The sequence below is a fragment of the Erysipelatoclostridium sp. DFI.2.3 genome, assembly GCF_019132535.1.
GTDB classification, from domain to species: Bacteria; Bacillota_I; Bacilli_A; order Erysipelotrichales; family Erysipelotrichaceae; genus Clostridium_AQ; species Clostridium_AQ innocuum.
In genome coordinates, this window is sequence record NZ_JAHOOJ010000056.1 from 1 (window position 1) to 1,150 (window position 1,150).

A 1,150-nucleotide genomic window follows, 5' to 3' on the forward strand; every position below is an offset into this window, starting at 1 on the left:
GAATAAGCGCACTGAAAATAGGCTCCATTATGCCTATGTATAACTAAATTCCACTTCTATTTTATAGTTACACTATAAATAACTGTTCTTTGCCGCTGCTCTTATCATTCTTTATATCATCTGTTTGTTACTTATGAGTCAATACGCTTGGACGAAGTATCACTTCGTCCTTATCTATTTTCTGTAGACCAAATTCATAAAGTTTCTGCGCTAATTCCGGACACATGAACTCACATAGCTCAAATGGGGATTTTCCATTCAAATGTTCCTTGGCACTGGAATTGATATGTGAGATGGCTACATTCAAGGAAGTCTGATCGGTCAGGCCGATACTGCGTAAGTCTACTTCGTTAGGTAATATATAACGTAATTCACGATGCATATTTTCCAGGCTTCCTTTCTGCCCGGACTGCATAGGGTCGCAATAGAAGACTCGTGTCCTTCTGGTACCATCGTCTCTTTTTTCCATATGCTCAGCATCAGTAAATTCACCTCCGCGATCGGTGAGTGTTATATGAGCTTCCTGTTCAAACAGGCTTTTTCCAAGGATGGAATCAAGAACAGCTAGTCCGTCAACCATATCTGCAGCAGTCTTCGTGTCGTGATATACAGCAAACAGGAGCCCATATTTGATGAATTTGAAAGTCTGGATAAACGGTCCATTGGAAATGTCATTATAGACTGTATCCATTTGTAAAATGTGTGTGATTTCCTCAGACTCAACATAGGATTGGTAATCTGTGTAAAGCCGTCCAACAAGGAATTTACGGTCTTGTCGTTTTTTATAGATCGTCTTCTTCTTAGCGGTCATTTTTCTTTTGACTTTTATACGAAGGTCAATATTAGCAATGCCAACACATTCGAATACACCTTGTTCAATATAGTTGTAGAGTGTCTTCTCACTGATTCCAAGTTCGGGATGTGCAGCTATGATCTGATAAGGTGAATGACCTTTTAATATAAGAGGCTTGATGGTATTGCCTAGCTCTACAGCTTCTGATGAGGTCAGATTGATTCCGGTTCGAGACTCAACGAGTTCGCTACGGTATTCCTCATAGGCGATCGTAGGTTTATAGAGGTATTTATCAAAGCGGCAGCTTTTCAGTTTCTCACAGCCATTACAAGCTCCCGGAGTACGATCTCTGCGTTT

Annotated in this window: 1 protein-coding gene; it reads right to left on the reverse strand. The window is 40.4% G+C overall.

The genetic code is table 11. The features are described 5' to 3' along the window. Positions 1-127: 127 nt before the first annotated feature. Positions 128-1,150 (reverse strand): hypothetical protein (locus KSZ58_RS23055; protein WP_242406568.1); only part of this gene is annotated, 1,023 nt, incomplete at its 5' end.